Source organism: Defluviimonas sp. D31, from assembly GCF_033436765.1.
Lineage (GTDB): Bacteria > Pseudomonadota > Alphaproteobacteria > Rhodobacterales > Rhodobacteraceae > Albidovulum.
The window spans coordinates 327,442-350,233 of record NZ_JAWQFN010000002.1 but is presented as its reverse complement, the minus strand read 5'-3'; the positions used below and the strand labels follow the sequence as shown (position 1 = coordinate 350,233).

Sequence of the window (22,792 nt, the reverse complement as noted above, 5' to 3'; positions counted from 1 at the left end):
CGCATGGCACAGGCAATCCTCTCCATCGACCTCGACGCGATCGCCGCGAACTGGCGGGCGCTCGCTTCCCTTTCGGCGTCCCCGGTCGAAACCGCCGCGGTCGTGAAGGCGGATGCCTACGGGCTCGGCGCGGCACGGGTCGGACGGGCGCTCGCCGCGGCCGGCGTGCGCCGCTTCTTCGTCGCCGAATGCAGCGAGGGCGTTGCCCTGCGCGCGGCAGCCGGCCCCGCACCCGAGATCTTCGTCTTTTCCGGCCATATGGCGGGGGACGCCGAGGCCATTTCCGGCAACGACCTGATCCCGCTTCTGAATTCGACCGAACAGGTAATCCGCCAGCGCAACGTCCTGCCCGGCCGCGCCTTCGGCATCCAGCTTGACAGCGGCATGAACCGGCTCGGGCTCGAAGAGGCCGACTGGCGCACGCTCGCGCCCTCGGTGCTGGCCGAGGGTCCTGTGCTTCTGATGTCGCACCTTGCCTGCGCCGACGAGCCGGAGCACGCGATGAACGCGGCCCAGCTCGCCACGTTCCGCCGCATGACCGACGGTACCGGCGTGAAGCGCTCGCTGGCCGCGACGGGCGGCATCCTCCTCGGCCCCGACTATCACTTCGACCTCACCCGCCCCGGCGTCGGCCTCTATGGCGGCCTGCCCTTCGCCGCGGCCCGGCCGGTGGTGCGGCTCTCGCTGCCGGTGATCCAGATCCGAGACATCGCCGCGGGCGAGACGGTGGGTTATGGCGACCGCTGGGCGGCGAAGCGGCCGAGCCGCATCGCCACCCTCGGCGCGGGCTATGCCGATGGGCTCATCCGCGCCATGACCGGCCGCGCCACGCTCTATGCCGGAACCACGCCCTGCCCGCTCGCCGGCCGCGTGTCGATGGACATGATCGGCGTCGATGTCACCGACCTCGACCACGCACCCGAGACCTTGGACATCCTTTGCCCGTCGCAGGGTGTCGACGCGCTCGCCACCGCCGCCGGCACGATCGGCTACGAGATCCTGACCTCGCTCGGCCATCGCTATGCGCGGGCCTACGAAGGCGGTGCGGGATGATCCTCCTGGCTCCGCTCGGCGCACTCGGCCGGCTGGTCCTCGCCGGGCTCGCGACGCTCGGCCGGATGGCGATCTTCGGGGCCGAGACGTTGAGCCACCTCTTCCGCCCGCCCTTCTACCCGAAGGAATTCCTCGCGGCGCTGATGCAGATCGGCTGGTTCAGCCTGCCGGTCGTGGGCCTCACCGCGCTCTTCACCGGCGGCGCGCTGGCGTTGCAGATCTATGCCGGCGGCGCCCGGTTCTCGGCCGAGGCGGTGGTGCCCTCGATCGTCGCCATCGGCATGGTGCGGGAACTGGGCCCGGTCCTCGGTGGGCTCATGGTCGCGGCCCGCGTCGCCTCCTCTATCGCGGCCGAGATCGGCACGATGAAGGTGACCGAGCAGATCGACGCTCTGACGACGCTGTCCACCCATCCGATGAAATACCTCACCGTGCCGCGGGTCCTCGCCGCGACGCTCGCGGTGCCGGTTCTCGTCGCGGTCGGCGACAGCATCGGCATCTTCGGCGGCTATCTCGTCGGCGTGAACCGGCTCGGCTTCAACCCCGCCACCTATCTCAAGAACACCCGCGAGTTCCTTGAACTCTGGGACATTGTCTCGGGCCTCTGGAAGGGCGCGGCCTTCGGCTTCATCGTGGCGCTCATGGGCTGCTATTTCGGCATGAACTCGGCACGCGGCGCACAAGGCGTGGGGCGCGCTACGAAATCGGCGGTGGTCGCCGCCTCGGTGCTGATCCTCGCCACCAACTACCTGATGACGGAGCTCTTCTTCTCGGCATGATCACGCTGTCCCAAGTTCACAAGGCCTTCGGCAACAACCGCGTCCTGAGGGGCGTGGACCTGACCGTGCCGACAGGTGAGAGCATGGTGATCATCGGCGGCTCAGGCACCGGAAAATCTGTTCTTCTCAAATGCATCCTCGGGCTTGTTCAACCTGAGAGCGGCACGATCGAACTCGATGGAGAGGATGTGACCACGGCCGCGCGCGACGCCTTCCTCGCCCGGTTTGGGATGCTTTTCCAAGGCGGTGCGCTCTTCGACAGCCTGCCAGTCTGGCAGAACGTCGCCTTCCGGCTCCTGCGCGGCTCGCTGAAGCGCCCGAAGGCCGAGGCGCGCGAGATCGCGATCGAGAAGCTCCGCCGCGTCGGGCTGAAACCGGAGGTCGCCGACCTCTTCCCAGCCGAACTGTCGGGTGGCATGCAGAAACGCGTCGGCCTCGCCCGTGCCATCGCGGCGGAACCAGAGATCATCTTCTTCGACGAGCCGACGACCGGGCTCGACCCGATCATGGCCGGCGTGATCAACGAGCTTGTCCGCGAGATCGTGACCGAGATGGGCGCGACCGCGATGGCGATCACCCACGACATGAGTTCGGTTCGCGCCATCGCGGACCGGGTGGCGATGCTGCATGACGGGGTCATCCAGTGGACCGGGCCAATCGCGGAAATGGACGAAACGTCGGACCCTTACGTCCAGCAGTTCATACACGGTCGCGCCGAAGGTCCGATCGAGGCCGTCCGCTGAACCGCAAGCGCGGCGGACACGCCCCCTTGGTGCCACCCGCGCGATCCTGTATCACGGGCTTCATGCTGCGCGTCGCGAACCTGTCGCTTCTGATCCTGTTTCCGATATCCTGGTTCGCGCCGCTCCTGCGCGCGGGCCTTCTGCCCTTCTTCGACCTCGACGCAATCTCGGTCGTGACCGGCCTCCAGGCGATTTGGGAAAAGGACGTGGTCCTCGCGCTCCTCGTGACCTTCCTTGCGATCTTCGCCCCGTACCTCAAGACGATCGGCCTCGCGCTGGTGCAGTTCCGCCTCGCCTCGCCGCGCGTCCTCACCGTTCTCCACCTGCTCGGCCGCCTCGCAATGGCCGACATCTTCCTCATCGCGCTCTATATCGTCATCGCCAAGGGCGTCGGCGTCGGCCGGGTCGAGACCGCATGGGGTCTTTACCTCTTCACCGCCTGCATTCTCGCGAGCCTCGCAATCTCACACCTGACCGAGCGCGCACGGCTGCCGTCCAGGGACCGCTGACGCGGCCTGCGTCCGGCAGGGATACTTGCTGAAAGATAAGATTAAAGTAAGTGAACGCCCCGTTGCAGCTGATCCGGCCAAGGGGTAAGTGGGCGCCTCACCTTGCGCGGTCATCCGGCCGGTCCGGTGCGCCCTGCGACACCTTGATCAATGGACCGACCGCGCGCGCGGACGCATTGCAGGACCATGACCGACACCACTCATCACAGCACGCTCGACGACGCCCAGGGCATCCTCTTCGGGGCCGGGATGGCGGCGTTCGGAATCACGATCCTGACCCATCTCGGCCTCGTCACCGGCCAGACCGCGGGGCTCGCGGTTCTGATCTCCTATGCGACGGGCTGGGGATTCGGCCCTGTCTACTTTGCGATCAACCTGCCCTTCTACTGGCTCGGCTATCGGCGCATGGGCGGGCGCTTCGTCGTCAAGACCTTCGTCGCGGTGGCGCTGATGTCGGGCTTTGCCATGGTCCTGCCGCGCTGGCTGAGTTTCGCCGCCCTTGACCCGGTGCTTGGCGCGATCCTGTTCGGCGCGATCTCCGGCGCCGCACTCCTGGCGCTCTTCCGGCATGGCGCGAGTCTCGGCGGCGTCGGCATCGTCGCGCTGTATCTCCAGGACAGAACGGGTTTCCGTGCCGGCTGGACCCAGCTTGCCTTCGACATCGGCGTCTTCGCCGCCGCGCTGACGCTGAGGGACGTGGGAACCGTCGCGATCTCGGCGCTCGGGGCGCTGGTCGTGAACCTCGTCATCGCCGTCAATCACCGCCGCGACCGCTACGTCGCGGCTTGATTGGCACTGGCCATCGGGCCGGTTTTCCTCTATCGGGGCGCCAACCTCAGGAATTGGCGGACCCCATGGACCTTCGCAACATCGCGATCATCGCACACGTTGACCACGGCAAGACCACGCTCGTGGACGAGCTTCTCAAGCAATCCGGCGCCTTCCGGGAGAACCAGCAGGTCTCCGAAAGGGCGATGGATTCCAACGACATCGAGCGCGAACGCGGCATCACCATCCTCGCCAAATGCACCTCGGTCGAGCATGGCGGCACCCGTATCAACATCGTCGACACGCCCGGCCACGCCGATTTCGGCGGCGAGGTCGAGCGGATCCTCAACATGGTCGACGGCGTGGTGCTTCTGGTCGACGCCGCCGAAGGGCCGATGCCGCAGACGAAGTTCGTGACCTCGAAGGCGCTGGCGCTGGGCCTCCGCCCGATCGTGGTGCTGAACAAGGTCGACAAGCCCGACGCCGAGCCCGACCGGGCACTGAACGAGGTCTTCGACCTCTTCGCGAACCTTGGCGCCGATGACGAGCAGCTCGACTTCCCGCATCTCTATGCCTCGGGCCGCGCCGGCTGGGCGGACGCGGACTTGGACGGGCCGCGCAAGGATCTCTCCGCGCTCTTCGATCTCATTGTGAAACATGTCCCCGCGCCGCGCCAGATCGCCGACGCGGAGAAGCCGTTCCGGATGCTCGCGACGACGCTGTCCGCCGACCCGTTCATCGGCCGCATCCTGACCGGCCGGGTCGAATCCGGTACGCTCAAGGTCGGCGACCAGGTCAAGGCGCTTTCGCGTAAAGGCGAGCGGATCGAGCAGTTCCGCGTGACCAAGATCCTCGCCTTCCGTGGCCTCGCCCAGACCCCCATCGATGCGGCGCAGGCGGGCGACATCGTCACCGTCGCCGGCATGACCAAGGCCACCGTCGCCGACACGCTCTGCGATCCGGCGATCGACGTGCCGCTGCCCGCGCAGCCGATCGACCCGCCGACGATCTCGGTCACCTTCGGCATCAACGACAGCCCCTTGGCCGGCAAGGACGGCAACAAGGTCCAGTCGCGGGTGATCCGCGAGCGGCTGATGAAGGAAGCCGAATCCAACGTCGCGATCAAGATCGAGGACACGCCGGGCGGCGAGGCCTTCATCGTCTCGGGCCGCGGCGAACTCCAGATGGGCGTCTTGATCGAGAACATGCGCCGCGAGGGGTTCGAGCTCTCGATCTCGCGCCCCCGCGTGATCTTCCGCGAGGAGAGCGGCGTGCGGATGGAGCCGATCGAGGAGGTCATCGTCGATGTCGACGACGAATACTCGGGCGTCGTGATCGAGAAGCTCACCGGACAGCGCAAGGGCGATCTGGTCGAGATGAAGCCCGCCGGCGTCGGCAAGACCCGGATCGTCGCCCATGTGCCCTCGCGCGGGCTCATCGGCTATCACGGCCAGTTCCTCACCGACACCCGCGGCACCGGCGTTCTCAACCGCATCTTCCACGGCTGGGCGCCGCACAAGGGCGCGATCGAGGGGCGCCGTGTCGGCGTGCTTATCTCCATGGAGAACGGCGTTTCGGTGGCGTATGCGCTCTGGAACCTCGAGGAGCGCGGCAAGCTCTTCATCGGCGCGCAGGAGCAGGTCTACGAGGGCATGATCATCGGCGAGCACAGCCGCGACAACGACCTCGAGGTGAACCCCCTGAAGGGCAAGAAGCTGACCAACATCCGCGCCTCGGGCACGGACGAGGCGGTGCGCCTGACGCCGCCGGTGCGGATGAGCCTCGAAGAGGCCATCGCCTATGTCGAGGATGACGAGCTTGTCGAGGTCACGCCGAAGATCGTGCGGCTGAGGAAACGCTTCCTCGACCCGCACGAGCGCAAGCGCCAGGCCAAGGCCGGCTGAGGCGCCACGCCTGGACCAGGACCGCACGGCAGATGCGCGCGCGGTCCTGACCGTTCTAATGACAGCAAGACGTCCATCCGTGCCGGGCGCCATGTCGCATCCGGCCCGAGAGAAGCGCGCCTCTGGCCTCTCGCAAAGATAGGCGTTGCAGCTCCAACGGGCTGCGACAGAAGCGCATCGAAAGGCGGGCTGGCCTTGATGGTGCCCGCGCGGCGCGGTAGAGGACAAGCGCGGTCCGCATCATTCCGTCGTGTCGATCACCTCGAAATCATGGGTGAGTGTCGCGCTCCTAGCCATAATCGCCGAGGCCGAGCAGTATTTCTCGACCGAAAGGTTGATCGCCCGCTCCACCTTCGCAGGCTCGAGCCCCCTTCCCTTGACGATGAAATGCATGTGGATGCGGGTGAAGACCTTGGGATCGGTCTCGGCCCGGTCGGCGTCGAGCTCGACCACGCAATCCTCGATCCGCTGCCGGCCCTTCTCGAGGATCGAGACCACGTCATAGGCCGAACAGCCCCCGGTGCCGATCAGCACCAGCTCCATCGGGCTCGGCCCCGGCTTGGCGCCCTCGCCATGCGCTGTGCCGAAGGCGATCTTGTGACCGGTCGTCGCCTCGCCGACGAAGGTGCGGGCCTCGGCCCATTTCACGCGCGCTTTCATGTCGTCTCCCATGCGGAATCGGCCGCATCATGCGTCGCCTTCCGCGCGCCTTCAAGGGTAGCAACCGGCTTCCCTTCGGACCCGACACCTGCTAGGAAGCCGCCGCTCCGGGGCGAACCCGGAGCACCGGTCGCAGCCTACCCGGTTCGCTAAAACAAGGGTCCGAAATGAAGACTGTCGTCATCTGCTCCGGCGGGCTCGATTCCGTATCGCTCGCCCACATGGTCGCGGCCGAGCACGAGCTCGTCCGCCTCGTCTCCTTCGATTACGGCCAAAGGCACCGAAAGGAGCTCGACTTCGCCGCCAAATGCGCCGCCCGCCTTGGCGTTCCGCACGACCTCATCGACATGCGCGCGATCGGCGCGCATCTCTCCGGCTCGGCGCTGACCGACGATGTCGACGTGCCCGACGGGCACTACGCCGAAGAGACGATGCGGATCACCGTCGTGCCGAACCGCAACGCGATCATGCTCGCCATCGCCTTCGGCATCGCCGCCGCCCAGAAGGCCGATGCGGTGGCGACCGCCGTCCACGGGGGCGACCACTTTATCTATCCCGACTGCCGCCCCGGCTTCGTCTCAGCGTTCGAGGAAATGCAGCGCCACGCGCTCGACGGCTATGCCGCGGTGCGCCTCTTCACACCCTTCGTGCATCTGCCGAAATCGGCGATCGTCACGGCGGGCGCGAAGCATGGCACGCCATTTGCCGAAACCTGGTCCTGCTACAAGGGGGCCGAGACCCATTGCGGCCGCTGCGGCACCTGCGTCGAGCGGCGCGAGGCGTTCCACCTCGCCGGTGTCGCGGACCCCACGACCTACGCCGATCCCGATTTCTGGAAAGCCGCGGTCGCGGCGGCAGGGCGCTGATGTACAGGATCACCAAGGAATTCGCCTTCTCGGCCTCGCACCAGCTGAAGCACCTGCCCGGGGACCATCCCTGCGCGCGGCTTCATGGCCACAATTACGTCGTCGAGGTCGAGCTTGCCGCGGCCGAGCTGGATGCGAACGGCTTCGTGCGCGACTACCGCGAGCTGGCACCCCTGAAGGCGCATATCGACGAGACCCTCGACCACCGCCATCTCAACGATGTCTTCGGCGACGACCGCGTGACCTCGGAACACATCGCGCGCGTGCTGTACGACTGGTGCAAAGCGCGCTGGCCGGAAGTCAGCGCCGTCCGGGTGAGCGAGACACCGAAGACCTGGGCCGAGTACCGGCCGTGACCTTGCGCATCGCAGAGATCTTCGGCCCGACCATCCAGGGCGAAGGCGCGCTGATCGGCGCGCCAACGGTCTTCGTCCGCGCCGGCGGCTGCGATTACCGTTGTGCCTGGTGCGACAGCCTCCACGCGGTCGAGAGCCGGTTCCGGCATGAGTGGACACCGATGACGGCGGCGGAAGTCTGGGCGCGGGTGACCGCGCTTTCGGGCGGCCGGCCGCTCACGGTCTCACTCTCGGGCGGCAATCCGGCGATCCAGGATTTTGCGCCACTGATCACGATGGGCAAGGCCGAAGGCTACCGCTTCGCGCTGGAGACGCAGGGCTCGGTCGCACAGGACTGGTTCGCCGCACTCGACATGCTGATCCTCAGCCCCAAGCCGCCCTCGTCCGGCGAGGTGGTGGACTGGGTGCGGTTCGATGCCTGCGTGACGGCCGCGGACACGGCCGCCGCGGCGATGAAGATCGTGGTTTTCGACGAGGCCGACTATCTCTGGGCCCGCGAGGCTGCGGATCGTTATCCCGACTTGCCGCTCTATCTCCAGCCCGGCAACCACACCCCGCCCCCGCCGGAGGAGCAGGATGCCGTCATCGACATGGACGGGGTTCTTGCGCGGATGGAGTGGCTGGTGGAGCGGACGCTCGCCGACGGATGGTTCCGCCCGCGCATCCTGCCACAGCTGCATGTGCTGATCTGGGGCAACAAGCGCGGCGTCTGACCCCCGGCAACACGCCGACCGCCACCAAGGGCGCCACAAAAATCTTCAAAGATTTTTGCCAAGAAAATTCCAATTTCCTTGGCCCTCGCAGGAGCAGTTCCGCTCAGTGAAGCCGGAACTCGCCGACGACGTTTCGCCACTCGCCGGGCCCGATCAGCTTGCGGTGGCAAAACCGCACCGAATGCAGCGGCCCCTCAATCTTCTCCTGCCAGAATTCGATGAACCGAAACAGCTCCGGGTAATCCGGGGCGAGGTCATATTCCTGCCAGATGAAGCTGTTGAGTACATGCCGGTAGTCCGGCATCCGGTAGTAAAGTTCCGCCGTCGTGAGCCCGTAGCCCTTCAGCATCAGCTCCGTTTCGGCGCCCGGTTCGCTCGCGCGCATGGTTGCCTCCGTCACTGCCTTCCGACACCATGCTACACGACTCGCGGTTAACGACAATGAAAACAATATGTTATGATTGTGTTACCAGCACGGTCCGAAACCGGGCGCGCCGCCATTGCACCCAATGGATGGCATGGAGTATAGTCTCGCGCAACAATATCTAGGCCGATCGCACGGCGACAAGAAAAAGGGCGAGCATCCGTGAACGACACGCCGGAAACTCCTGAAAACGCAGATGGATTCCCGAAGCGCCCCTCTTACGACGGCCCCTCGGTCGACATCGCGGAGGAGATGAAGACCGCCTATCTCGACTACGCGATGAGCGTAATCGTGAGCCGCGCGATTCCGGACCTGCGAGACGGGCTTAAACCGGTACACCGACGCATCCTCTACGCGATGCACGAGACCGGCAACACGCACGACAAGCCCTACCGCAAGTCCGCCCGCCCCGTCGGCGACGTGATGGGTAAATACCACCCGCATGGCGACGCGGCGATCTACGACGCGCTGGTGCGGATGGCGCAGGATTTCTCCATGTCGCTGCCGCTTCTCGACGGCCAGGGCAACTTCGGCTCCATGGACGGCGACAACGCGGCGGCCATGCGCTACACGGAGGTCCGCATGGACAAGCCCGCCGCCTCGCTTCTCGCCGATATCGAGAAGGAGACGGTGGATTTCCAGGACAACTACGACGGCAAGGACAAGGAACCGACGGTCCTGCCGGCGCGCTTCCCCAACATGCTCGTCAACGGCGCGGGCGGCATCGCGGTCGGCATGGCGACCAACATCCCGCCGCATAATCTCGGCGAGGTCATAGACGGCACGCTGGCGCTGATCGAGAACCCGGACCTGTCGATGGAAGCGTTGATGGAGATCATCCCGGCGCCGGACTTCCCGACCGGCGGCATGATCCTCGGGCGCTCGGGCGCGCGGAAAGCCTATCTGGAGGGTCGCGGCTCGGTCATCGTCCGCGCCAAGACCCGCGTCGAGGAAATCAGGAAAGACCGCTACGCCATTGTTCTTGATGAGATTCCCTACCAGGTCAACAAGGCCTCGATGATCGAGAAGATCGCCGAGATGGTCCGCGACAAGAAGATCGAGGGCATCGCCCATGTCCAGGACGAGAGCGACCGCGTCGGCGTCCGGGTGGTGATCGAGCTCAAGCGCGATTCCACGCCGGAAGTGGTGCTGAACCAGCTCTTCCGCTTCACGCCGATGCAGACCTCGTTCGGCTGCAACATGCTTGCCCTGAACGGCGGCCGCCCAGAAACGCTGAACTTGCGTGATTTCCTCACGCATTTCATCAGCTTCCGCGAGGAAGTTGTGGCGCGCCGCACCGCCTATGAGCTCCGGAAGGCGCGCGAGCGCAGCCATATTCTCTGCGGCCTCGCGGTTGCCGTTTCGAATGTCGACGAGGTCGTCGCGACGATCCGTAGTTCGGCGGACCCGGCGGAGGCGCGCGAAAAGCTGATGACACGGCGCTGGCCGGCGCATGAGATCGTCGAATACATCCGCCTGATCGACGATCCCACCCACCCAATAAACGAGGACGGGACCTACAACCTCTCCGAAACTCAGGCCCGCGCGATCCTCGACCTGCGTCTTCAGCGCCTGACCGCGATGGGCGTGATGGAAGTCACCGACGAGCTTCAGGAACTCGCCGCAAAGATCCGGGATTATTTGGATATCCTGGGGTCGCGCGAACGGATCATGGCGATCATCTCGGACGAGTTGCGCGAAGTGAAGGAGGCTTTCGCCGTCCCCCGTCGCACCGAGATCGTCGACTGGGCCGGCGACATGGACGACGAGGACCTGATCGAGCGCGAGGACATGGTCGTGACGATCACCTCCGGCGGCTACATCAAGCGCACGCCCTTGGCCGATTTCCGCGCCCAGCGACGCGGCGGCAAGGGCCTCAGCGGCATGGCCACGAAGGAGGATGACGTCGTCACCACCCTCTTCGTCGCCAACACGCATACCCAACTTCTGTTCTTCACCACCGACGGCATGGTCTACAAACTCAAGACCTGGCGGCTTCCCCTGGGCGGCCGCACTGCCAAGGGCAAGGCGATCATCAACATCCTGCCGATCCCGGTGGGCGTCTCGATCGCGGCGATCATGCCCGTCGACGTGCCCGAGGAGGAATGGGAAGCCCTGCAGATCTTCTTCGCAACGTCCGAGGGCGACGTCCGCCGGAACGCGCTCTCCGACTTCACCAATGTCATGCGCAACGGCAAAATCGCGATGAAGCTTCCCGATGAAGTTTCCCTCGTAAATGCCCGTATCTGCGATGAAAACGACGACGTCATGTTGGTGACGGCGCTCGGTCGCGCGATCCGCTTCCCGACCACCGAGGTCCGCGTCTTCAAGGGCCGCGACTCCACGGGCGTGCGCGGCATCCGCCTTGCCGCCGGCGACAGCGTCGTCTCGATGTCGATCATCCGCCATTTCGAGGCCGACCCGGCCGAACGCGCCGCCTATCTGAAGCAGCGCCGCCTGATGGCAGGCACGCCCGACGACGAGGTCGAGGAGGACGACGAGGAAGCCGTGGCCGGGGGCCAGCTCTCGCCCGAACGCTATGCCGCGATGTCGGCGGCCGAAGACCTGATCCTGACCATCACCGCCACGGGCCTCGGGAAGCTCTCGTCGTCGCACGACTATCCGGTGCGTGGGCGCGGCGGCCAGGGCGTCAAGGCGATCTCGTCCGGTTCGCGCGGCGGTACGCTGGTGGCCTGCTTCCCGGTCGAGACCGACGACCAGATCATGCTCGCCACCTCGACCGGCCAGTCGATCCGCTGCCCGATCGAGGGCATCAGCTTCCGCTCGCGCTCGGCCGGGGGCGTCAAGGTCTTCGACACGGCAAAGGGCGAGGAAGTCGTCTCGGTCGCACGAATCGCCGATCAGGGCGAGGAGGACGACGCGGCGGAGTGATCCGCCGCCCCGAACGCCGGCGGGCCGGATGCCGCGCGTCTGTTCCGGTCCCGGCTGTCCCGCCCGAAACCGTTCCGGCATCCGTCACGCCCCGCCCCGGCGCCAGCACATTGCCGCCGATCTTCCGTACATCCGCCACATTTGAGCGGAAATCTGCCTACATTGAGGACGAGTCGGGAGAATGTCATGAGCCTGCCAGAAATCTTCACCCAGCCCAGCGGGCTCGTCTCGTGGCTTCCCTCATGGCTACGTTTTCGTTCCGTAAAACTCGACGAGATGGATTCGGAAGACGACGCCGCCGAGGATCACCGCACCGCAGTCGAGCAAGACTATCTGCGCGACATCGATATCGAGGTGGACTTCTGACGGGCGCGCCACCAAGCGTCCCAATTCCACGAGGTCGAACCGAGGGACTACCCCTGTCGGGTATCCCGTTTCAGCCAGCCCGGCGTATCGGGCCCTGACGTGATCGGGCCCGAAAACAAGGCCCTCCCCGCACCACCGAAACGCGCATGAAGTTCGGGCCATGCACGGAAGGGATGTGCCTTTCCTGCACCGCCCACGGCAACTTTCTCCGCTCCGGTTGCCGAGGCCCGCGCCACATGAGACGGATGGCGAAGGCAGGTTTATACCCATAATTCAGAACCATGGAGCAAAAGATGAAATTCCTTGCCACGCTCGCAGCAATCGCGAGCGCCCTTGCATTTTCCTCTGCCCAGGCCGTCGAGGTCACGGGCGGCGATGTCGCCTTCGGCTATTCCACGTACACGGATGACACCGACGTTTCGAAGTTCGCCGTGACCGGCGCCGTCGAGATCGGCTTCACTCCGAACCTCGCGCTGCAGTTCGACGCTGGCGCGCATGCCTTCAATCTCATCGACGAGACCGGGACCAACCTCACGCTTCATGGCATCTACCACGCCAACGAGCAGGTCTCGTTCGGCGGCTTCTATGGCAATGACAGGCTCTTCGGCGACAATCAGGATTTCTATGGGCTCGAGACGGGCTTCGAAGCCGGCGCCGCCAATGGCGAGCTCTATATCGCGCATGCCGAAGACTCCGGATTCGATGTCAACATCACCGGCCTTTCCGGCAGCTACGGCTTCGATCACGGCTTCACGCTGGGCGGCTCGCTCCAGTATGCCGATTTCGACGGCGGCCTCGATGTCACCCGGCTCGGCGCGACCGGCACATACACCGTCAACCCGGCCTTCGACGTCTATGCGGAACTCGGGACCGTCAAGGCCAGCGCCTTCGGATTCTCCAACAGCGAGCCCTATTTCGGCATCGGCGCGGCGATGACCTTCGGCGCCGACCGTGGCGCGACATTCGGCCGCCGCGGCCTGTTCGAACTGCTTCCGGGCCTCTGATCCCAAATGCCCCCACCGCCAACCGGCGACGGGGGCGTGACCTCCGGCTTCCGATCCGGCCTGTGCACATTAGCACATATTATGTTTTCAAAACGTCATTCTCTTTAACATTCGCACAGTCTAGATTTTCTTCAACGCCGCATCCCGGCCGATTGGAGACAGATCATGACCGACCACCGCCCCCTCGCTTCGCTCCTTGCCCGCATCCTGCTGAGCGTCATCTTCATCACCGCCGGCTATGGAAAGCTTGGCGACGTCGCCGGCTTCGCCGGCTACATGCAATCCGGAGGTGTGCCCGCCTTCCTCGCCTGGCCGGTCATTGGGCTCGAACTTCTTGGCGGCCTCGCGATCCTCGCCGGGTTCCAGACCCGCCTCGCGGCACTGGCGCTGGCCGGGTTCAGCATCGTTGCGGCCGTGCTCTTCCACTACGTTCCCGCCGATCAGATGCAGATGATCATGTTCATGAAGAATCTCGGCCTCGCCGGCGGGTTAGTGATGCTCGCCGCCCATGGCGCCGGCGCCTGGTCGGTCGATGCGCTGATGTCAAGCCGCAAGGCAATCGCCTGAACCAAGCGATTTCGAGGTTTCCGGGGGCAGCCATGCGGCTGCCCCTTTTCCTTCGCGCGCAATCGGCCTAAATCCCCGCCATGGTCGAGACACTTCACATCGTCGGCGGCGGCATGGCCGGATCCGAAGCGGCATGGCAGGCGGCAAGCCTCGGCGTGCCGGTCACCCTCCACGAGATGCGGCCGAAGGTCGGCACCTTCGCCCACCGGACCGGGATGCTGGCCGAGATGGTTTGCTCCAACTCGTTCCGCTCGGACGACGACGAACGGAACGCCGTCGGCCTCCTGCACTGGGAGATGCGCGCGGCCGGCGGATTGATCATGGAAATGGCCGACCACCACCGCCTTCCCGCGGGCGGCGCGCTCGCGGTCGACCGCGATCCCTTCGCCGAAAGCGTCACCGGGCGGCTCCGCGACCATCCGCTGATTACCGTTTCCGAAGAGGAGGTTGCAGAGCTTCCCTCATCCGGAAAATGGATCATCGCCACCGGCCCCCTCACTTCCGGCCGGCTGGCCGAGGCGATCCGCGCCGAGACCGGGGCCGAGGCGCTCGCCTTCTTCGACGCGATCGCGCCGATCGTCTATGCCGAGAGCGTCGACATGTCGGTCGCCTGGATGCAGTCGCGCTACGACAAGGGCGAGACCGAGGACGAGCGCACCGCCTACATGAACTGCCCGATGTCGCGGGACCAGTACGAGGCCTTCATCGACGCGCTTCTCGCCGCCGACAAGACCGAGTTCCACGAGGGCGAGACGGCCAGCTATTTCGACGGCTGCCTGCCGATTGAGGTCATGGCCGAACGCGGCCGCGAGACCTTGCGGTTCGGGCCAATGAAGCCGGTGGGGTTGACGAACGCGCATCGCCCCGAGGTGAAGCCCTATGCCGTCGTGCAGCTGCGCCGAGACAACGCGCTCGGCACACTCTACAATATCGTCGGCTTCCAGACCAAGATGAAGTACGGCGCCCAAACAGATGTTTTCAAACGCATACCTGGCCTTGAAAACGCGAGATTCGCGCGTCTCGGCGGGATCCACCGCAACACCTTCATCAACTCGCCGACGCTGCTCGACGCGCGGATGCGACTGAAGTCGCGACCGCATATCCGCTTCGCCGGCCAGATCACCGGCGTCGAGGGCTATGTGGAAAGCGCGGCGATGGGTCTTCTCGCCGGCCGCATGGCGGCGGCGGAGATCCTCGGACGCGATCTTCCGCCACCCGCGCCGGACACCGCGATGGGCGCGCTCGTCACCCACATCACCGGCGGGGCGGAGGCGAAGACCTTCCAGCCGATGAACGTGAACTTCGGCCTCTTCCCGCCGATAGAGGCCAAGGGTGGGCGCCGCGGCCGCAAGGACCGCTACAAGGCCTATACCGACCGGGCGAAAACCGCTTTCCGGAATTGGCTTGACGGCCAAGACTGATGCGCACCCGCTTCGCGCCCTCTCCGACCGGCCCCCTGCATCTCGGCCATGCCTACTCCGCCATCCTCGCCCATGACATGGCGCGGGCGGCGGGCGGCAACTTCCTCCTCAGGACCGAGGATATCGACCGGAGCCGCGCACGCCCGGAATGGGAAGAGATGATCTACGACGACCTCCGCTGGCTCGGCCTTTCCTGGGAAACGCCGGTCATGCGCCAGTCCGAGCGGATGCACGCCTACGAGACGGCACTGGATACGCTGTGGCAAAATGATCTGCTCTATCCCTGCACATGCACTCGCCGAGACATCGACATCGCCCTCTCGGCGCCGCAGGAAGGCACCCCGGTCACAGGACCGGACGGCCCCGTCTACCCCGGCACATGCCGGGGCGAGCATTGCGGCGGCCTGCCGTGCTCCATGAGCGCGCGCGCCAGCGACAAGCACCTGCGGCTGGATATCGGCCAGACCCGCGGCTACCTCGACCACCACTTCGACGCCCCTACGGGCGGCACTTTCGGGCTGGCTTTTCTCGAGATCGGGCTGAATCGTCCCGGCGACGTGTTCACGTCAGATGAAGAGTATCGAAACCGCATCGGCGACGTCGTCCTTGCCCGCCGCGACATGGGCACCTCCTACCACCTCTCGGTGGTGATTGACGACGCCGCGCAGGGCATCACCCATGTCACCCGAGGCGAGGACCTTTTCGAGGCGACGAGGATCCATGTCCTGCTGCAACGCCTCCTTGGCCTGCCGACACCGGTCTACCACCACCACCGTCTGATCCGCGACGAATACGGCAAGCGCCTCGCCAAACGCGACGATGCCCGCGCGATCCGTACTTATCGCGACGATGGCGCCAGCCCCGGGGACATCCGCCGCATGGTCGGACTCGCCTGAGCGCGTCCCGTCATCTTGCCCGAAATAGTCCCGCCGGAGACATCCGGGCCCGGTTCAGGCCTCGGGCGTCATCAACTCCGTCTCCGCCCCGTCCCGGATCCCGGTATAGAAGCACGAGCGGCGATTGGTATGGCAGGCCGGTCCCGCCTGCTCGACCAGCACCAGCAGGCAATCGCGGTCGCAGTCGAGCCGCATCTCGACAAGCCGCTGCACGTGACCCGAGCTCTCGCCCTTCACCCAGAAGGCCCGGCGCGAGCGCGACCAATAGGTCACGCGCCCCGTCTCCAGCGTCCTTGCCACTGCCTCGGCGTTCATCCAGGCCAGCATCAGGACCTCGCCCGAGCGATGATCCTGCGCGATCGCCGGGATCAGGCCACGGCCGTCATAGACCAGGGTTGCGGGATCGAAACGCATCGTGCCACCTTTGCAATGCCTGCCGTTCGGCCTATCTAGGGGGGAACGCCGCCCGAGGAAAGCCCGAGTACGCCCATGAGCGACACCGACCTGATCAAGCTCTATTCCCAGCGCATCCTCGCCCTCGCGGCCGACATTCCCCACATGCGGCGCCTCGAGTCCCCGACCGCGACCGTGCGCAAGCGCTCGCCGCTTTGCGGCTCCACCGTTACGGTCGATATCGTCGTCCGCGACGGCCGGATTACCGATTACGGCCAGGACGTGAAGGCCTGTGCGCTCGGCCAGGCCTCGGCCGCCCTCTCGGGTGCGGCGATGATCGGCCGTACACGGGCCGAGGTCGAGCGCGCCCGCGATGAACTGCGGGCGATGCTGAAGGATGGCGGCCCGGCCCCGTCCGACCCGTTTACCGGCTACGAGGCCCTCTTGCCCGCGCGCGACTTCAAGAACCGCCATGCCTCTATCCTGCTGGCACTCGAGGCCACGGCTGAGGCGATGGCCCAGGCCGAGGCGGCTGCCTGACCGAGGAAGAGTCAATGAGACGCGGTTCGGCCGGGCGCCAAGAAAATTTGAATTTTCTTGGCAAAAATCCTTGAGGATTTTTGCGCCGTAGGCCGGCCTTCCGCAAAAAAAACCGCCGCAATCCTCACGGATGCGGCGGCAGGAGGCGATTTCCGGTGTCCGGGCGCGTGGGCTTGGGGAGCCGCGGGGTTGGGGACAGGCGCGTTTCCGGGCGGAGAACCGCGAGGCAGTAACAGGTCAGATCAAACTGGGCAGGTGCAGCCCGACAAGCAGCATCACCACGAGCGAGCACAGGCCCGCCATGTCCTGAACCAGCGTTCCGCGGGCGCGCATCAGGACGGATTTCAGATCGGTCTTCATCGGGCAACTCCCTCGAATGCGTCTATGTTGCCTATTTGTTCTCACATTGCGTTCGCGATGTAAAGAACTTTTTAGGAACATTCAAGAACGCATGAAGAACTACCCTTAACCGACCGTGATGAGTCTGATCGCGCGGTCCTGCTCCATCAGCCACAAGAGCACCCGCGCCGCCTGGCCGCGCGGCGAGGTCAGGCCCGGATCGTCGTGCAAGAGCTTGCGCGCATCGCTCTGCGCCACCGCCATCAACGCCGCCTGGCGTTCGAGATCGGCGATGCGGAACTTCGGCAGGCCGGATTGCGCGGTGCCGATAAGGTCGCCCGCGCCGCGCATCGCGAGGTCCTCCTCGGCGATGCGGAACCCGTCTTCTGTCTCGCGCAGGATCGAGAGGCGTCGCTCGGCTCCCTCGCCCAGGGGCGGCTGGTACATCAGGAGACAGGTCGATTCGGCCGATCCGCGCCCGACCCGGCCCCGGAGCTGGTGAAGCTGGGCGAGGCCGAAGATCTCGGCCCGCTCGATCACCATGATCGACGCGTTCGGGACGTTCACGCCGACTTCGATCACCGTGGTCGCGACGAGCACCTTGGTCCGACCGGCGACGAAATCGGCCATCGCGGCATCCTTGTCCGCCGCCGCCATCTGGCCGTGGACGAGCCCCACGACGGCTTCCCCGAAAGCGGCGCGCAGGATCTTGAACCGTTCCTCGGCGGAGGTGAGATCGACGACTTCGCTCTCCTCCACGAGCGGGCAGACCCAGTAGGCCTGCCGTCCCTCGGCCACCGCCTGCCGCAGATGGCCGACCACCTCGTCGTACCGCCCTGCCGAGACCAGCGCGGTCTTCACCGGTTTGCGTCCCGGCGGCTTCTCGTCAAGCACCGAGACATCCATGTCACCGTACTGCGCGAGGCTCAGCGACCGCGGGATCGGCGTCGCGGTCATCACCAGCACATCCGCCGTCAACCCCTTGGCGCCCAGTTCCATCCGCTGGGCGACGCCGAAACGGTGCTGCTCGTCGACGATGGCGAGGCGGAGGTCGTGGAACGCGACATCCTTCTGGAACACCGCATGGGTGCCGACGAGGATCTGGATTCGCCCCTCGACCAGGGCCGCGAGTTTCGCCGCGCGTTCCGCGCCCTTGTCGCGGCCGGTCAGGATCTCCAGCACCACGCCCGCATCCTCGGCCAGGGGGCGCAGGCCCTCCAGATGCTGGCGCGCGAGGATCTCGGTCGGGGCCATCATCACCCCCTGCCCGCCCGCCTCGACAGCGACGAGAAGCGCCATGAACGCCACCAGCGTCTTGCCCGAGCCGACATCGCCCTGCAGGAGCCGGCTCATCCGCTTGTCGGAGCCCATGTCCGCAGCGATCTCGCGGAATGCCCGCTCCTGCGCACCCGTAGGCTGGTAGGGCAGCGCGGCCAGCACCTTGAGCTGGTAACGGCCGGTCGCGTGGCTCGCCCGGCCCTTCCCGCGCCGCAGCGAGGCGCGGGCGAGCGCGAGCGTGAGCTGGTGCGCGAAAAGTTCGTCATAGCCGAGCCGCTGCCGTGCCGGCGCCTCGGGTATGAGGTCGGCCAGATGTGACGGTGCATGCGCGGCGCGAACCGCGGCAGCCCAACCGGGCCAGCCCTCGCGCGCCTTCAGCGCCGGATCGATCCAGTCGGCCAGCTCCGGCAACCGCGCCAGAGCCGCGGCGACGGACTTCTGCATCAGGCGCTGGGTGACGCCCGCGGTCAGCGGATAGACCGGCTCGAACGCCGGCAGTTCGCCCGCCTCCTCGGGGCGCAGGACGTGGTCAGGATGGACGATCTGGGCGATCCCGTCGAAAATCTCGGCCTTGCCCGAGACGATCCTACGCTGCCCTGTCGGCAGCTGCTTTTGCAGGAAGTCTCCGCGAGCATGGAAGAAGACGAGCTGGAACTCCGTCTCGGCGTCGCGGACGAAGACTTTGGCCGGCGCTCCCTTGCGACGCACCGGGACATGGGCACCGACCTCGACCTCGACCGTCACCACCGCCGGTAGCTGTGCGGCACGGATCGTCGGCAGGAGGCGCCGGTCGACCCCGGAATGGGGCAGAGTGAAGAGGAGGTCGCGCGGCTTTTCGACTCCCATCTGCGCGAAATGCTTCGCGGTCTTGGCGCCGACGCCCTCGAGCGTCTCCAGCTCGGCAAAGAGCGGAAAGAGGACGGCCGGACGGCTCATGAGCCGATGAGCCTCAGCCAGGCGTCCTCGTCGATCATCTCGATACCCAAGGCCTCGGCCTGTTTCGCCTTCGACCCCGCGCCGGGTCCGGCGACGACGAGGTCGGTCTTGGCCGAGACCGAACCCGCGACCTTGGCCCCCATCGCCTCCGCCCGCGCCTTTGCCTCGGCGCGGGTCATCTTCTCGAGCGTGCCGGTGAAGACCACGGTCTTTCCTGCGACCGGGCTGCCCTCGGTCTGCGGCCGCGCAGCCTCCTGAACCTCGAGCTCGGCGACGAGACGGTCGATCGAGGCCCGTTCAGCGTCCTGGTGAAAGGCATTGACGACCGACGCCGCGAGCACGCCGCCGACCCCGTCGATCGCGATGAGGTCGGCCCATTCCGGCCCCTCACCGATCCGTGCCTCGGTCATCGCGGCCTCGAAGGCCGCCCAGGTGCCGTAGTGCCGCGCGAGGAGCTTTGCAGCACTTTCACCCACATGGCGGATGCCGAGCGCGAAGATCAGCCGATCCAGCGGGATTTTCCGCCGTTCTTCAATGGCCTGGAAGAGATTGCTCACCGACTTCTCGCCAAAGCCGTCGCGGTTCCTGAGCTTGGCGAGATTGGCCGCGTCGCGCTTGGCCAGCGTGAAGATATCTGCAGGCTCACGGATCGGGAGCGTGGGGTCGGCGTAGAACATCTCGACCTGCCTGACGCCCAGGCCCTCGATGTCGAACGCCCCGCGCGAGACGAAATGCTTCAGTTTTTCAACGGCCTGCGCAGGGCATATGAGACCGCCCGTGCAGCGACGAACCGCGTCGCCCTCCTCGCGTACCGCCTCCGATCCACATTCGGGGCAGGTTGTCGGAAAGTCGTAGGGTACGGCGTCGATGGGACGTTTCGACAGATCGACATCGGCGATCTTCGGAATCACGTCACCGGCGCGGTAGACCTGGACCCAGTCGCCGACGCGTATGTCCTTTGCCTCCCGGATCGGATTGCCCTTGGCGTCGCGCCCGGCGATGTAATCTTCATTGTGCAGGGTCGCGTTCGAAACGACGACACCACCAACGGTGACAGGGGTCAGCCGCGCGACGGGCGAGAGCGCGCCGGTGCGGCCGACCTGGATGTCGATCGCCTCGAGACGGGTCCAGGCAAGTTCGGCAGGGAACTTGTGGGCGATGGCCCAGCGTGGGGTCGTGGAGCGGAAGCCGAGACGGCGTTGCAGCGCGAGGTCGTCGACCTTGTAGACGACGCCGTCGATGTCGTAGCCGAGTGTCGCGCGCTTCTGCTCGATCTCGCGATAGGCGTCCAGAAGCGCGTCGGGCCCCTCGCATCGCCGGGTCAGCGGGTTGGTGGCGAAACCGAGCGCCGCAAGGCGGTGAATCGCGTCCGTCTGGGTCTCCGCCAGCGGTTCGGAATGCGCCCCCCAGGCATAGGCGAAGAACCGCAAGGGCCGCGCGGCGGTGATCGTGGCGTCGAGTTGGCGCAAGGATCCGGCGGCGGCGTTGCGCGGATTGGCGAAGGTCTTGCCCCCGGTCTCGGCCTGGCGCGCATTGAGTGCCGCGAAGTCGGCATGGCTCATGTAGACCTCGCCGCGCACTTCGAGGAGGTCGGGCGCGCCGGCGATCCCATCGGGAATATCTCCGATCGTGAGCGCGTTCCCGGTCACGTTCTCGCCGGTCTCGCCGTCGCCGCGGGTCGCAGCCTGCACCAACCTGCCGCCCTCGTAGCGCAGCGAAAGCGACAGACCGTCGATCTTCGGCTCCGCCGTATAGGCAAGCCGGGCATCAGCCCCGAGGTTCAGATACTTGCGGATCCGGTCGTCAAACTCGGCGATCTCCTCGGCCGCGAAGGCGTTCTCGAGGCTGAGCATGCGGACCGCATGGCGGACCTTCGCGAAGGTCTCGGAGGGCGCCGCGCCGATCTGTGCCGTGGGGCTTCCGGCGCTGCCGAGGTCGGGAAAACGCGCCTCGATCGCCAGGAGCCGCTGTTTCATCGCGTCGAATTCGGCGTCCGATATCTCCGGCGCGTCCTCGGCGTGGTAGGCGCGGTTGGCCCGCGCGACCGCATCGGCCAGTCGCCGCCATTCGGCCGCCGCGGCGTTGGCGCCAAGCGCCTCGACCGGCATTTCGGCGCCACCGCCGCCACGCCCCGCGTCAGCAGAAGATCGCTTCCCGGCCGTCATCCACACCCCTCCCCGAACCGTTCCCGCAAGTGTTAGGGTGCCGGCCCGTAGAGGTCCAGTCCTTGCCGCGGCCGAAGACTCCGGCGCGCAGGCCGGTCTGTCAGGCGCCGACGGCGAGCTTTCGGCCCGCTTCGGTCGGCGCGGGTTCCCTCAGCACATAGCCGCGTCCCCAGACCGTCTCGATATAGTTTTCTCCCCCGGTGGCCTCCGCGAGCTTTTTTCTCAGCTTGCAGATGAAGACGTCGATGATCTTCAATTCCGGCTCGTCCATGCCGCCGTAGAGATGGTTGAGGAACATCTCCTTCGTCAGGGTCGTACCCTTGCGGAGCGAGAGAAGCTCCAGCATCTGGTATTCCTTGCCCGTCAGATGCACCGTCTGCCCCTCGACCTCGACGGTCTTGGCGTCGAGATTGACGCCGATCTTGCCGGTGCGGATGATCGACTGCGCGTGGCCCTTGGACCGGCGGATGATCGCGTGGATGCGGGCGACAAGCTCCTCGCGGTGGAAGGGCTTGGTCATGTAGTCGTCGGCACCGAATCCGAAGCCCCGGATCTTGTTCTCGGTATCGTCGGCACCGGTGAGGATCAGGATCGGCGTATCGACCTTCGCCAGGCGAAGTTGGCGCAGCACCTCGTGCCCGTTCATGTCAGGCAGGTTCAGATCGAGCAGGATCAGGTCGTAGTCGTAGAGCTTCGCCAGGTCGATCCCCTCTTCGCCAAGATCCGTACAATAGACGTTGAGGTTGGCATGGGTCAGCATCAGTTCGATGCTGCGCGACGTGGTCGGGTCATCCTCCACCAACAGGATTCGCATCAGGCGTACTCCGCTTTAATCCTTCGATCACCGAAACTCTGGCGCAGAATGGTTAACTGCGCGTTACTGTGGAGCCCTGATCCGATCTATCAACTTAAAGTTGACGGTATTTCTGGATCGCCGTGACTTTCAAGCCCTTTTCTCCGTGACGCTCCACCGCGGCGCGCCACAATTCAAACTCCTCCTCACTGAGCTGGTAGCGTTCCAGCGCCTCCTTAAGCGGCAACAGGCCGTAGCCGACTGCCTTGACCACCCTGGCCTTTCGGCTCGCGACCCAGCGCCGGGTCTCGGGCGGCGGCAGGTCCGCCCGCGTCAGTACCGTGCCATCCGGCAAGTTTACGGCCCTTGGCCCGTCTATCTTCTTCAGGAACATGTCTCACCCCTCGGTCTTCACCCGCCACAAGCC

At 65.9% G+C, this 22,792-nt stretch carries 24 protein-coding genes; 16 read left to right on the top strand and 8 right to left on the bottom strand.

Going from position 1 to position 22,792, the window contains the following annotated elements:
- The first annotated feature begins 3 nt into the window (after positions 1-3).
- The 6 genes from alr to typA all read left to right on the top strand — a co-directional run bounded on the left by alr (position 4) and on the right by typA (position 5,756).
- Positions 4-1,053 carry an alanine racemase gene (gene alr, locus R5H32_RS05430; protein WP_318337663.1) on the top strand — a complete coding sequence of 350 codons (1,050 nt, stop codon included), beginning with the start codon at positions 4-6 and terminating at the stop codon, positions 1,051-1,053.
- Positions 1,050-1,832 carry an ABC transporter permease gene (locus R5H32_RS05425; protein ID WP_318337662.1) on the top strand — a complete coding sequence of 261 codons (783 nt, stop codon included), beginning with the start codon at positions 1,050-1,052 and terminating at the stop codon, positions 1,830-1,832. The genes alr and R5H32_RS05425 overlap by 4 nt, the downstream gene beginning before the upstream one ends.
- Positions 1,829-2,575 carry an ABC transporter ATP-binding protein gene (locus tag R5H32_RS05420; protein ID WP_318337661.1) on the top strand — a complete coding sequence of 249 codons (747 nt, stop codon included), beginning with the start codon at positions 1,829-1,831 and terminating at the stop codon, positions 2,573-2,575. Before R5H32_RS05425 ends, R5H32_RS05420 begins: the two co-directional genes overlap by 4 nt.
- A 62-nt stretch (positions 2,576-2,637) precedes the next feature.
- Positions 2,638-3,084 (top strand): paraquat-inducible protein A, encoded by a 447-nt coding sequence (locus R5H32_RS05415; protein ID WP_318337660.1) that lies wholly within the window; start codon positions 2,638-2,640, stop codon positions 3,082-3,084.
- Positions 3,085-3,270: 186 nt separating this feature from the next.
- Positions 3,271-3,873: a YitT family protein gene (locus R5H32_RS05410; RefSeq protein ID WP_318337659.1), complete on the top strand. Its 603-nt coding sequence runs from the start codon at positions 3,271-3,273 to the stop codon at positions 3,871-3,873.
- A gap of 65 nt (positions 3,874-3,938) precedes the next feature.
- Positions 3,939-5,756, top strand: coding sequence for a translational GTPase TypA (typA, locus tag R5H32_RS05405; RefSeq protein WP_318337658.1), 1,818 nt, complete (start codon positions 3,939-3,941; stop codon positions 5,754-5,756).
- 240 nt (positions 5,757-5,996) lie between these two features.
- Here typA and R5H32_RS05400 read toward each other — a convergent pair whose 3' ends face one another.
- A complete protein-coding gene (locus R5H32_RS05400; protein ID WP_318337657.1) occupies positions 5,997-6,416 on the bottom strand; it encodes an OsmC family protein in 420 nt (139 codons plus the stop codon).
- Positions 6,417-6,583: 167 nt separating this feature from the next.
- Here R5H32_RS05400 and queC point away from each other — a divergent pair, with 167 nt between their 5' ends.
- The 3 genes from queC to queE are packed head-to-tail and all read left to right on the top strand — an operon-like array spanning position 6,584 to position 8,351.
- Complete coding sequence (gene queC / locus R5H32_RS05395) at positions 6,584-7,282, top strand: 7-cyano-7-deazaguanine synthase QueC (protein WP_318337656.1); 699 nt, start codon at positions 6,584-6,586, stop codon at positions 7,280-7,282.
- Positions 7,282-7,638, top strand: coding sequence for a 6-carboxytetrahydropterin synthase QueD (gene queD, locus R5H32_RS05390; protein WP_318337655.1), 357 nt, complete (start codon positions 7,282-7,284; stop codon positions 7,636-7,638). The genes queC and queD overlap by 1 nt, the downstream gene beginning before the upstream one ends.
- Positions 7,635-8,351, top strand: coding sequence for a 7-carboxy-7-deazaguanine synthase QueE (queE, locus tag R5H32_RS05385; RefSeq protein WP_318337654.1), 717 nt, complete (start codon positions 7,635-7,637; stop codon positions 8,349-8,351). The genes queD and queE overlap by 4 nt, the downstream gene beginning before the upstream one ends.
- Positions 8,352-8,454: 103 nt before the next feature.
- On the opposite strand, the gene R5H32_RS05380 is transcribed toward queE, so the two are convergent.
- Entirely contained in the window at positions 8,455-8,736 is a 282-nt protein-coding gene (locus tag R5H32_RS05380; protein WP_318337653.1) for an usg protein, read from the bottom strand.
- A 201-nt stretch (positions 8,737-8,937) separates the two neighbouring features.
- Here R5H32_RS05380 and gyrA point away from each other — a divergent pair, with 201 nt between their 5' ends.
- The 6 genes from gyrA (at position 8,938) to gluQRS (ending at position 15,921) form a co-directional block, all read left to right on the top strand.
- On the top strand, positions 8,938-11,667 hold the full coding sequence (gene gyrA / locus R5H32_RS05375; protein ID WP_318337652.1) for a DNA gyrase subunit A: 2,730 nt from the start codon (positions 8,938-8,940) through the stop codon (positions 11,665-11,667).
- A 186-nt stretch (positions 11,668-11,853) separates the two neighbouring features.
- Positions 11,854-12,033: a hypothetical protein gene (locus tag R5H32_RS05370; RefSeq protein ID WP_318337651.1), complete on the top strand. Its 180-nt coding sequence runs from the start codon at positions 11,854-11,856 to the stop codon at positions 12,031-12,033.
- A 293-nt stretch (positions 12,034-12,326) separates the two neighbouring features.
- Positions 12,327-13,037: a hypothetical protein gene (locus tag R5H32_RS05365; RefSeq protein WP_318337650.1), complete on the top strand. Its 711-nt coding sequence runs from the start codon at positions 12,327-12,329 to the stop codon at positions 13,035-13,037.
- 165 nt (positions 13,038-13,202) lie between these two features.
- Entirely contained in the window at positions 13,203-13,604 is a 402-nt protein-coding gene (locus R5H32_RS05360; protein WP_318337649.1) for a DoxX family protein, read from the top strand.
- A gap of 80 nt (positions 13,605-13,684) precedes the next feature.
- On the top strand, positions 13,685-15,025 hold the full coding sequence (gene trmFO, locus R5H32_RS05355) for a methylenetetrahydrofolate--tRNA-(uracil(54)-C(5))-methyltransferase (FADH(2)-oxidizing) TrmFO (RefSeq protein WP_318337648.1): 1,341 nt from the start codon (positions 13,685-13,687) through the stop codon (positions 15,023-15,025).
- Positions 15,025-15,921 carry a tRNA glutamyl-Q(34) synthetase GluQRS gene (gene gluQRS, locus R5H32_RS05350; protein ID WP_318337647.1) on the top strand — a complete coding sequence of 299 codons (897 nt, stop codon included), beginning with the start codon at positions 15,025-15,027 and terminating at the stop codon, positions 15,919-15,921. Before trmFO ends, gluQRS begins: the two co-directional genes overlap by 1 nt.
- Before the next feature lie 54 nt (positions 15,922-15,975).
- Here the strand turns inward: gluQRS and hisI are convergent, their stop codons facing one another.
- Positions 15,976-16,335 (bottom strand): phosphoribosyl-AMP cyclohydrolase, encoded by a 360-nt coding sequence (gene hisI, locus R5H32_RS05345; RefSeq protein ID WP_318337646.1) that lies wholly within the window; start codon positions 16,333-16,335, stop codon positions 15,976-15,978.
- Positions 16,336-16,410: 75 nt separating this feature from the next.
- Between hisI and R5H32_RS05340 the strand changes: the two genes are divergently transcribed.
- Positions 16,411-16,854 carry an iron-sulfur cluster assembly scaffold protein gene (locus tag R5H32_RS05340; protein ID WP_318337645.1) on the top strand — a complete coding sequence of 148 codons (444 nt, stop codon included), beginning with the start codon at positions 16,411-16,413 and terminating at the stop codon, positions 16,852-16,854.
- A 237-nt stretch (positions 16,855-17,091) separates the two neighbouring features.
- On the opposite strand, the gene R5H32_RS05335 is transcribed toward R5H32_RS05340, so the two are convergent.
- The 5 genes from R5H32_RS05335 to R5H32_RS05315 form a co-directional block, all read right to left on the bottom strand.
- The gene (locus R5H32_RS05335) at positions 17,092-17,214 is read right to left on the bottom strand and encodes a hypothetical protein (protein WP_263332280.1); all 123 of its coding nucleotides are present in this window, start codon (positions 17,212-17,214) and stop codon (positions 17,092-17,094) included.
- Between the two features lie 105 nt (positions 17,215-17,319).
- Positions 17,320-19,407, bottom strand: coding sequence for an ATP-dependent DNA helicase RecG (gene recG / locus R5H32_RS05330; protein WP_318337644.1), 2,088 nt, complete (start codon positions 19,405-19,407; stop codon positions 17,320-17,322).
- Complete coding sequence (gene ligA, locus R5H32_RS05325; RefSeq protein ID WP_318337863.1) at positions 19,404-21,515, bottom strand: NAD-dependent DNA ligase LigA; 2,112 nt, start codon at positions 21,513-21,515, stop codon at positions 19,404-19,406. Before ligA ends, recG begins: the two co-directional genes overlap by 4 nt.
- A gap of 157 nt (positions 21,516-21,672) precedes the next feature.
- Positions 21,673-22,386 (bottom strand): response regulator transcription factor CtrA, encoded by a 714-nt coding sequence (ctrA, locus tag R5H32_RS05320; RefSeq protein ID WP_318337643.1) that lies wholly within the window; start codon positions 22,384-22,386, stop codon positions 21,673-21,675.
- Between the two features lie 94 nt (positions 22,387-22,480).
- Entirely contained in the window at positions 22,481-22,759 is a 279-nt protein-coding gene (locus tag R5H32_RS05315; protein ID WP_318337642.1) for a DUF1153 domain-containing protein, read from the bottom strand.
- Positions 22,760-22,792: the final 33 nt, after the last annotated feature.

What these genes read in the sequence shown, in the direction of transcription:
- alr (WP_318337663.1), top strand. Translation starts at nt 4, where the DNA reads ATGGCACAGGCAATCCTCTCCATCGACCTCGACGCGATCGCCGCGAAC.
- R5H32_RS05425 (WP_318337662.1), top strand. Translation starts at nt 1,050, where the DNA reads ATGATCCTCCTGGCTCCGCTCGGCGCACTCGGCCGGCTGGTCCTCGCC.
- R5H32_RS05420 (WP_318337661.1), top strand. Translation starts at nt 1,829, where the DNA reads ATGATCACGCTGTCCCAAGTTCACAAGGCCTTCGGCAACAACCGCGTC.
- R5H32_RS05415 (WP_318337660.1), top strand. Translation starts at nt 2,638, where the DNA reads ATGCTGCGCGTCGCGAACCTGTCGCTTCTGATCCTGTTTCCGATATCC.
- R5H32_RS05410 (WP_318337659.1), top strand. Translation starts at nt 3,271, where the DNA reads ATGACCGACACCACTCATCACAGCACGCTCGACGACGCCCAGGGCATC.
- typA (WP_318337658.1), top strand. Translation starts at nt 3,939, where the DNA reads ATGGACCTTCGCAACATCGCGATCATCGCACACGTTGACCACGGCAAG.
- R5H32_RS05400 (WP_318337657.1), bottom strand. Translation starts at nt 6,416, where the DNA reads ATGAAAGCGCGCGTGAAATGGGCCGAGGCCCGCACCTTCGTCGGCGAG.
- queC (WP_318337656.1), top strand. Translation starts at nt 6,584, where the DNA reads ATGAAGACTGTCGTCATCTGCTCCGGCGGGCTCGATTCCGTATCGCTC.
- queD (WP_318337655.1), top strand. Translation starts at nt 7,282, where the DNA reads ATGTACAGGATCACCAAGGAATTCGCCTTCTCGGCCTCGCACCAGCTG.
- R5H32_RS05380 (WP_318337653.1), bottom strand. Translation starts at nt 8,736, where the DNA reads ATGCGCGCGAGCGAACCGGGCGCCGAAACGGAGCTGATGCTGAAGGGC.
- R5H32_RS05370 (WP_318337651.1), top strand. Translation starts at nt 11,854, where the DNA reads ATGAGCCTGCCAGAAATCTTCACCCAGCCCAGCGGGCTCGTCTCGTGG.
- R5H32_RS05365 (WP_318337650.1), top strand. Translation starts at nt 12,327, where the DNA reads ATGAAATTCCTTGCCACGCTCGCAGCAATCGCGAGCGCCCTTGCATTT.
- R5H32_RS05360 (WP_318337649.1), top strand. Translation starts at nt 13,203, where the DNA reads ATGACCGACCACCGCCCCCTCGCTTCGCTCCTTGCCCGCATCCTGCTG.
- trmFO (WP_318337648.1), top strand. Translation starts at nt 13,685, where the DNA reads ATGGTCGAGACACTTCACATCGTCGGCGGCGGCATGGCCGGATCCGAA.
- gluQRS (WP_318337647.1), top strand. Translation starts at nt 15,025, where the DNA reads ATGCGCACCCGCTTCGCGCCCTCTCCGACCGGCCCCCTGCATCTCGGC.
- hisI (WP_318337646.1), bottom strand. Translation starts at nt 16,335, where the DNA reads ATGCGTTTCGATCCCGCAACCCTGGTCTATGACGGCCGTGGCCTGATC.
- R5H32_RS05340 (WP_318337645.1), top strand. Translation starts at nt 16,411, where the DNA reads ATGAGCGACACCGACCTGATCAAGCTCTATTCCCAGCGCATCCTCGCC.
- R5H32_RS05335 (WP_263332280.1), bottom strand. Translation starts at nt 17,214, where the DNA reads ATGAAGACCGATCTGAAATCCGTCCTGATGCGCGCCCGCGGAACGCTG.
- recG (WP_318337644.1), bottom strand. Translation starts at nt 19,407, where the DNA reads ATGAGCCGTCCGGCCGTCCTCTTTCCGCTCTTTGCCGAGCTGGAGACG.
- ligA (WP_318337863.1), bottom strand. Translation starts at nt 21,515, where the DNA reads ATGCCGGTCGAGGCGCTTGGCGCCAACGCCGCGGCGGCCGAATGGCGG.
- ctrA (WP_318337643.1), bottom strand. Translation starts at nt 22,386, where the DNA reads ATGCGAATCCTGTTGGTGGAGGATGACCCGACCACGTCGCGCAGCATC.
- R5H32_RS05315 (WP_318337642.1), bottom strand. Translation starts at nt 22,759, where the DNA reads ATGTTCCTGAAGAAGATAGACGGGCCAAGGGCCGTAAACTTGCCGGAT.